Origin of the sequence: Roseibium sp. FZY0029, assembly GCF_036350355.1 — a bacterium.
In the GTDB taxonomy this organism is placed as follows: Bacteria; Pseudomonadota; Alphaproteobacteria; order Rhizobiales; family Stappiaceae; genus Roseibium.
The window spans coordinates 182,183-189,979 of the sequence record NZ_JAZDVZ010000005.1 but is presented as its reverse complement, the minus strand read 5'-3'; the positions used below and the strand labels follow the sequence as shown (position 1 = coordinate 189,979).

The following is a 7,797-nucleotide window of genomic DNA, read 5'->3' as shown; positions in this document are numbered from 1 at the left end:
TCTAACCAACTGAGCTACACCCGCTTCGTCAGGCAACGTGTTGTCGCCCTGAAGTGGCGCTGATGTACGGCGGCTGGTTTTGGAAGTCAAGCACCCTATTCCATCCGAATTGCCGTTTTTTGACAAAGCACCGCCCAATCGCAGGTTTTCCCCAAGGCCGCTTCACCATTCAGTGTGGATAACTTCCTGTTTCGTAACGGAATTATCTGCCCCTTGAACCGCGCTTTTCGCCAGGCTTCACCCTGAAGCCTTTCGCCGGCTCACAGGAAGACTCAGGACCGCGCGGTTCCGTTGAGCCAAAGAGGCCTCGTTATTCCGCAGGCACCAGCCGCGTATCGCGCAACAGGCCTTCCCTTGCAAGAATTGGCACGGCCGCAGCAGCGAACAGGGAATTGATTTCCTTGAGGCTGCGCATCACTTCCAGATGAGCGTTGCTCGATTCCATGCTCTCTACCGTCCGGGACTTTAACCGTTCAAGATGACGGTTATGGCTTTCCCTCTCCAGCGTGCGCATCTTGTCCTTTTCCGCGATCAGCTCGCGCGCAGACGCGACATCGGCGGAGACCAGAACATTCAGAGCCAATTCCATGTTAGCAAGAACGCGGTCGTGCATCCAGGTCAGCTCCTTCAGTCCTTCCGGCGAAAAGCTGATCTTGTTTTTCTGAAGTTCAAGCGCAAGTTCGAGAAGGTTCTTTGCCACAAGGTCACCTGCCCGCTCCAGATTGACCGCGAAACCAACCAATTCCATGCTGCGTTCGGCCTGTTCTCCGGTCAGCTCCCCGCGGTTCACTTCCGCGATATAGAGTTTCACCGAGGAATGGATCGCGTTGACCTGAGTGTCCAGCTGCTGCAGGCGCCTGATCTCCGGCTCGCTTCCCTTCTCCAGCATCATGAGAACCGGTCTGGCCATCACCTCGACCAGCTCTCCCATGCGCAGAAGTTCGCGCGTCGCACTGGCAAGGGCAAGCCTTGGATTGCCGACCAGTTGCTTGTCGAGGGCGCTTTGCGGCATCAGTCGGTCCCTCTCCTCCGCATCCTCTCTGTCAGGCACCAGGCGCTCGACCAGCCAGGCGACCGGCCGCGTCAGCGGCAGGCAAACAAGAACCAGCAGGAGATTGAAGAGCACATGAACGGCAACGATCTGCTGCGCCGCATCATTGCTGAGCGCAGCCAGCGGCAAATCGTGAACTTTGAGCGCCATCATCACCAGCACAGCGCCGGTGGACCTGAAGACAAAGTTTCCGAGCGGCAGAAGCTTGGCCTTGCGATCCATTCCGCGCGTCAGCCAGAGAGCAACAAAGCCCGCGCCAACATTCGCCCCCAAAACAAGAGGGATGGCTGCCTCGTGTGGCAGGCCGGTCTTTTGCACCAGCGCCGCGATCATCAGGACGGCCGCCACGCTGGAATGTACCAGAAATGCCAGGAGCGCCCCAACAGCCATCGCCGTCGGCGTATCCTGCGCAAGGTATCCGGCAAACTGCGGCATGAACCGCGCTTCCTTCAAAGGCGCTGTCGCCTCGCCGATCATTTGCAGCGCGATCAGGATGAAGGCGATTCCCAGAAGAATGCGTCCGATCTGCTTTGCGGATCGTGCGTCGAGTTTCAGGAAGAGCCACGCCCCTCCCCCCAACAGCAAAGGCACCAGCCAACTGAGATCGAAGACCAGGAACTGCACGACAAGGGCCGACCCAAGATCAGCTCCCAAGAGCACCGCCAGTCCGGCGGCAGTGGAAATGAAACCGGATGTCGCAAAACCGGCCGCCAGAATGGCGACCGCCGTCGCGCTTTGCAGCAATATGGCAACCGCTGTTCCGGACAAAGCACCGGCAAGCGGCCCGGAAGACGCCTTGCCGATGGCACGCCTCAAGGACGGCCCGGCAGCCCTTTCGAACCCCGTTCGCACCATGCGAACCGCGTAGAGGAGCAGCATCACCGCTCCGAACATCTTGATGAAAACTAGGATTCCCATCGCGCCAAGTCGCTACCTTCAAAAGAGTTTTTTAGTTAGCCGCAGAAGTTTATCGGACAAAAAAGAAAAAGAAAACTCACCATTCGAAGGCAAAACGAAATCAAATTCGCGCGACAATTCAAACCGAGAGAGAAAACCAATGCAGCAGTGAGGGCTGGAAATTTTCTGTCAGCCCGCCGCCTGGCGTAGTCTGATGGCGGCGAACAAGACAAAATCCCCGGATGCATAGGCACCGAGGTTACAAATGTCGGTTTTTAAAGGGGGAATGGTGGGCGATGAGAGACTCGAACTCCCGACATCTTCGGTGTAAACGAAGCGCTCTACCAACTGAGCTAATCGCCCTCAACGAGGTGAGACGCCTTTTAGGGGCTCCCTTGCTGCTTGGCAAGAGCAAAATCTCAGATTTCCGTTTCGGAGCCAAAGCCTGTGGATGACTGCACCAGAGACAGGCAAACAGGATGTTCCGGAAGCCGGAGAAAGCCCAACCCATGCTGATGCCCCGCCGGTCGTTTCTGACAGGAGTTTTGTCGGCCCTCTTCAGCCTGCCCCTGTTGGCGGGCTCCCGCGCAGCACCGTCTGCCGCCGGGCGGAAGGTGTTGGTGATTGGCGCAGGCATCGCCGGTCTCGCCGCCGCCAGAACGCTCGCAGACAGCGGCTTTTCCGTAACCGTGCTTGAGGCAGGCAGCCGGATCGGCGGACGTTTGCGCACCGACAGGTCTCTGGGAGTGCCGTTGGATCTCGGAGCAAGCTGGATCCACGGCACCAGGTCCAACCCGATTACAAAGCTCGCGCAGCGCTTCTCTCAGCCATTGTTCGAGTGGGACTATGAAAACGAAGAGGTCTTTGACCTGACCGGAAATGGCAGCCGTTCGGTCGAGCATTTTGAAGTCTTCTCAGACGCTCTGGACAACCTCATGGAGGAACATGAGACATCCCTTTCCCGGATGTCCGCTGCCGACGCCGTGAAGACGATTCGCCAGCAGCGGGCCCTATCGCACCTTACAGAAGCCGAAATCGGATTCCTGGCGCATATCCTGCTGGAACAGGAGTTCGCCGTTTCAACAAGCGACCTGTCTCTGGCAGGCTTGGATGAAGGCACTGCATTTGGCGGGCCCGACGCTGTGCTTCCGGATGGCTACGACAAGATTGCTGAAGGGTTATCTGCAGGGCTCACAATCCTCACCAAAGCCGTGGTGGACCGCATCGAGCATTCCTCGAAAGGGGTCAGCGTCACTGTATCAGGTGAGGTCCTTGATGCCGATTTCGCGATCTGCGCCGTACCCCTCGGTGTCCTGAAGGCTGGTTCGATAGCCTTTTCGCCGCGCCTCCCTGATGCCAAGCGCCACGCCATCGATGCTCTTGGGATGGGCCTGCTCGACAAAATATATCTGTCGTTTCCAGAGCCCTTCTGGGACGAGACAGTCCACAATTTCGGCCGGATCTCAAACACGCCTGACGCTTTTGCCTTTTGGCCAAATCTTTTGCCCGTTACCGGAAAACCGATTCTCTGCGCGCTGAATGCCGGAGCATTTGCGCTGGAACTTGAGGAACTCAGTGAAGAGGGGCGCAGACGCGCCGCCTTCGAGGCACTTCAGACCATGTTCGGCCGCGACATCCCGCCACCTGCCGCCAGCGTGAGTTCCACCTGGCAGCAGGACCAAAGAACGCTGGGATCCTACTCGTTCTTGCCGGTCGGAGTGGAGCCAAGAGCAAGACAGGCTCTGGCTGCCGACCTCAATGGCCGTGTCTTCTTTGCCGGAGAAGCAACCGCTTCGGACTATCCGGCAACCGTACACGGCGCCTGGCTTTCCGGCCAACGCGCCGCACACGACGTAATCGCACACGTCCGATAAACTTACTGGAACTTGTAGGCAAACTGGAGCATGTCCGTGAGACCGCGTTGCGGGTTGTCCGCGGCAAGTCCGTTCCGATTGAAGAACTGCACCAGGCGGGCAATCCCCTGCTGGTCGTTAGGCCCCCTCGGCGGCGGTTGATCCATCAGCTTTGCCGCAATGATCCAGGACATCGTCCGGCGAAGGCGGTTCTGATTGGCGCTGAATTCCGGGTTGCTTGCAGCCCGTTCGAACAGGCCACCCCAGGCCTGATTGACGGCATCGTTGATGGCCTCGATCCGAATGAAACCGGCCTTGTCCGGACTGCGCGCCTTGTTGAGAAGGTGGTCGATGTTATAGCCGGCAAGATCTGACGAGGCCGCCTTGATGCCATAGACCTGCTCGACAAAGCGCAACCAGGCTTTCTGATAGGACGAATAGCCCGCCCTCACCCAGACGCTGGCGTTCTCGTCCGGGTTGCCGGGTTTCTGTACGATGGCGACGTTCTTCAGGCTGCGTCTGCCAGCCTTGCCGGTTTGCACGTCGTCGTCGAAATCATCGAGAAACACCAGGCGACCGAGGGCTTCGGGGTGTTCCACCTGAACCTGCACAAGAGGGTTACGGACCCAGGCATCAAACAGCGCGCGCTGGCGCCTGCGGATCAAGGCTTGCAGTGACATTCCAACTCCTGTTGAGCAATTGGCATCACCTCACGACTAACGCACTATACTGCAGACGGGAAAAGTCGCCAGCGCTCAACCCAAAACTGTTCTTCCAAACAAAGAAAGCCCCGCATCCGTTTCCGGATACGGGGCTCAGCGAAGAAATCGCAAGTGAGCGCTATTAGGCGTTCACGGCGTCCTTCAGGCCTTTGCCGGCCTTGAACTTCGGCGTCTTAGAAGCCGGGATCTGAATCGTTTCGCCAGTCCGCGGGTTACGGCCTTCGGTTGCTGCACGTTCGGAAACAGTGAAGTTACCAAAACCGATGATGCGGACTTCGTCACCGCTTTTCAGCGTTTGGGTCACAGCATCAAAAGTTGCGTCAACTGCTTCGCCTGCCTGCGCCTTGGTGAGGCCGGTCTTTTCTGCAACAGCTGCGATCAGATCGTTCTTATTCATAGCAGATACCTTTCTAAGAAACGGCAGATTGCCGACGATTCCTGTCAGCGCCGTTGCGCGAAATTCGGTTGAATTGGACTGAAACGCAAGAGGTTTTTTCGCAGAAAACAGCCATTTTGACCGATTATTCATAAGAAAAGCCCCGGTTTTCCCGGGGCTTTCCAATTTGTGCGCTGCAATGTCGCGATTAGTGGGCAAGAACACCGGAGGCGTCGTCGTCCTTTTCACGCGCTTTGGTTGCAGCTTCGTGAGCTGTTTCATCCCATTCGATGGGTTCCGGCAAGCGGACTAGAGCGTTTTTCAGCACTTCTTCCATGCCCGAAACCGGGATGATCTCAAGCGAGTTTTTGACCGAGTCCGGAATGTCCGCCAGGTCCTTGGCGTTGTCTTCCGGGATCATGACCAGCTTGATGCCGCCACGCAGAGCGGCCAGCAGCTTCTCTTTCAGACCACCGATCGGCAGGATGCGACCGCGCAGGGTGATTTCACCGGTCATGGCCACATCCCGGCGAACCGGAATTCCGGTCATGGTCGAGATGACGGCCGTAGCCATGGCGATACCTGCGGACGGACCATCCTTGGGAGTGGCACCTTCCGGAACGTGGACGTGAATGTCCTTCTTCTCGAAGGTCGGCGGTTCGATGCCGTAATCGATCGCACGCGAACGGACATAGGATGCCGCCGCAGAAATCGATTCCTTCATCACGTCTTTCAGGTTGCCGGTGACGGTCATCTTGCCCTTACCGGGCATCATAACGCCTTCGATGGTGAGCAGCTCACCGCCGACTTCGGTCCAGGCAAGGCCTGTCACGACACCGACCTGATCTTCCAGCTCAGCTTCACCGTAGCGGTAACGCGGCACGCCAAGATATTTCTCGACGACCTCACTCGTGACCGTGATGCTTTCCTTGTCGCTCATCAGGATGTCCTTGACCGCCTTACGGGCAAGGGTCGCCATTTCGCGCTCAAGGTTACGCACACCGGCTTCGCGGGTGTAGCGACGCACGATGAAGTGAAGCGCTTCGTCCTCGATGGTGAACTCGCCTTCGCGCAGACCGTGATCCTTTTCGGCCTTCGGGATGAGGTGACGGCGGCAGATTTCCACCTTTTCCTCTTCCGTGTAGCCGGCAATACGGATCACTTCCATACGGTCCATCAGCGGGCCCGGAATGTTCAGCGTATTCGCCGTCGTCACGAACATCACATCCGACAGGTCGTATTCGACCTCCAGATAGTGGTCCATGAAGGACGAGTTCTGTTCCGGATCCAGCACTTCCAGAAGAGCCGAGGACGGATCACCGCGGAAATCCATGCCCATCTTGTCGATTTCATCGAGCAGGAAGAGCGGGTTGGACTTCTTCGCCTTCTTCATCGACTGGATGACCTTGCCGGGCATCGAGCCGATATAAGTCCGGCGGTGACCACGGATTTCCGCTTCATCGCGCACGCCGCCAAGCGACATGCGAACGAATTCACGGCCCGTAGCTTTCGCAATCGACTTGCCGAGCGAGGTCTTGCCGACGCCGGGAGGGCCAACGAGACACAGGATCGGACCACGCAGCTTGTTGGCCCGGCTCTGCACCGCCAGATACTCCACGATCCGTTCCTTGACCTTCTCCAGGCCATAGTGATCGGTGTCGAGAACCTTCTCGGAGAAAGCCAGGTCGTGCTTGACCTTGGACTTCTTGTTCCACGGAATGCCGATCAGCCAGTCCAGATAGTTGCGCACGACGGTCGCTTCCGCGGACATCGGGCTCATCTGCTTCAGCTTCTTGATCTCGGCAGCGGCGCGTTCGCGCGCTTCCTTGGTCAGCTTGGTCTTCTTGATCTTGTCTTCGAGTTCGGCAATCTCGTCGCGGCCGTCCTCGCTGTCGCCGAGTTCCTTCTGAATGGCCTTCATTTGCTCATTCAGATAGTACTCGCGCTGGGTCTTCTCCATCTGCCGCTTGACGCGGGAGCGGATACGCTTTTCGACCTGCAGGACAGAGATTTCACTCTCCATCATGCCCAGAACGCGCTCAAGCCGCTCGGCGACGGATACAACGCCGAGGATTTCCTGCTTTTCCGGAATTTTGATCGCCAGATGAGAGGCAACCGTATCGGCCAGCTTGGAATAATCGTCGATCTGGTTGATCGCGCCCAGAACTTCCGGTGAAACCTTCTTGTTCAGCTTCACGTAGTTCTCGAACTCGGACACGACCGAGCGTGCAAGCGCTTCCACTTCGATGTTCTCGCCATCACGCTCCGGCAGAACCGTTGCGGAGGCTTCGAAGTAGTCTGTACGATCGGTGTAATCGCCGATCTGCGCACGTGCGCCGCCTTCCACCAGAACCTTGACCGTGTTGTCGGGCAGCTTCAGAAGCTGCAGCACGGTCGCGAGCGTGCCGACATTGTAGATCTGGTCCGGGTTGGGGTCGTCGTCAGCCGCATTCATCTGTGTCGCCAGAAGAATGTGCTTGTCGGTGGTCATCACCTCTTCGAGCGCCTTGATTGACTTCTCGCGGCCGACGAAGAGCGGCACGATCATGTGCGGGAAGACAACGATGTCGCGCAGGGGCAAGACGGGGTAGACAGACGTGCTGTCCTGATCTGTGGCGCGAATTTCTGCGTCGCTCATTTTTTTTCCTTTCTCAGCGTGTCCCGGCCCCACTCGGTAAAAGGCAGCCAAAACACTGGAAAACGGCTTCGGACCGGAAGGTCCTGAAGGCCAGACCACGGCACCCCTGATGGGCGCGCCGACAATCCGCATAAGCCGTCCTTAGGTCTATTAGGTGGACACCAGACCTGCCGGTGTCAAGGCAATCGGTTGCTGCCCACAGGTCTTGTCTGTTGACGACTCATCGTGCCGGTGGAAAACGCGGTGCCGCGCGGCTTCAT

The 7,797-nt window shown here is 57.8% G+C and carries 5 protein-coding genes and 2 tRNA genes (1 of these 7 running past the window's edge); 1 reads left to right on the top strand and 6 read right to left on the bottom strand.

Annotated features, from left to right (window positions below; translation table 11 throughout):
• From V1T76_RS15650 to V1T76_RS15640, 3 genes are all read right to left on the bottom strand, one after another.
• A tRNA-Asp gene (locus V1T76_RS15650) sits at positions 1 to 24 on the bottom strand (it extends 153 nt beyond the left edge of the window).
• A 286-nt stretch (positions 25 to 310) separates the two neighbouring features.
• Entirely contained in the window at positions 311 to 1,969 is a 1,659-nt protein-coding gene (locus V1T76_RS15645) for a Na/Pi cotransporter family protein (protein ID WP_330561601.1), read from the bottom strand.
• A 266-nt stretch (positions 1,970 to 2,235) separates the two neighbouring features.
• Positions 2,236 to 2,311, bottom strand: a tRNA-Val gene (locus V1T76_RS15640).
• Between the two features lie 146 nt (positions 2,312 to 2,457).
• Here V1T76_RS15640 and V1T76_RS15635 point away from each other — a divergent pair.
• Entirely contained in the window at positions 2,458 to 3,822 is a 1,365-nt protein-coding gene (locus V1T76_RS15635; protein WP_330561600.1) for a flavin monoamine oxidase family protein, read from the top strand.
• Positions 3,823 to 3,824: 2 nt separating this feature from the next.
• Here the strand turns inward: V1T76_RS15635 and V1T76_RS15630 are convergent, their stop codons facing one another.
• From V1T76_RS15630 to lon, 3 genes are all read right to left on the bottom strand, one after another.
• Complete coding sequence (locus V1T76_RS15630; RefSeq protein ID WP_330561599.1) at positions 3,825 to 4,481, bottom strand: hypothetical protein; 657 nt, start codon at positions 4,479 to 4,481, stop codon at positions 3,825 to 3,827.
• A gap of 163 nt (positions 4,482 to 4,644) precedes the next feature.
• The gene (locus V1T76_RS15625) at positions 4,645 to 4,920 is read right to left on the bottom strand and encodes an HU family DNA-binding protein (protein WP_006934728.1); all 276 of its coding nucleotides are present in this window, start codon (positions 4,918 to 4,920) and stop codon (positions 4,645 to 4,647) included.
• 187 nt (positions 4,921 to 5,107) lie between these two features.
• Entirely contained in the window at positions 5,108 to 7,537 is a 2,430-nt protein-coding gene (lon, locus tag V1T76_RS15620) for an endopeptidase La (protein WP_330561598.1), read from the bottom strand.
• Between the last annotated feature and the right edge of the window lie 260 nt (positions 7,538 to 7,797).

Bases quoted from the DNA above. Each gene is read 5' to 3' on its own strand.
- V1T76_RS15630 (WP_330561599.1), bottom strand. From the start codon at position 4,481: ATGTCACTGCAAGCCTTGATCCGCAGGCGCCAGCGCGCGCTGTTTGAT.
- V1T76_RS15645 (WP_330561601.1), bottom strand. From the start codon at position 1,969: ATGGGAATCCTAGTTTTCATCAAGATGTTCGGAGCGGTGATGCTGCTC.
- lon (WP_330561598.1), bottom strand. From the start codon at position 7,537: ATGAGCGACGCAGAAATTCGCGCCACAGATCAGGACAGCACGTCTGTC.
- V1T76_RS15635 (WP_330561600.1), top strand. From the start codon at position 2,458: ATGCTGATGCCCCGCCGGTCGTTTCTGACAGGAGTTTTGTCGGCCCTC.
- V1T76_RS15625 (WP_006934728.1), bottom strand. From the start codon at position 4,920: ATGAATAAGAACGATCTGATCGCAGCTGTTGCAGAAAAGACCGGCCTC.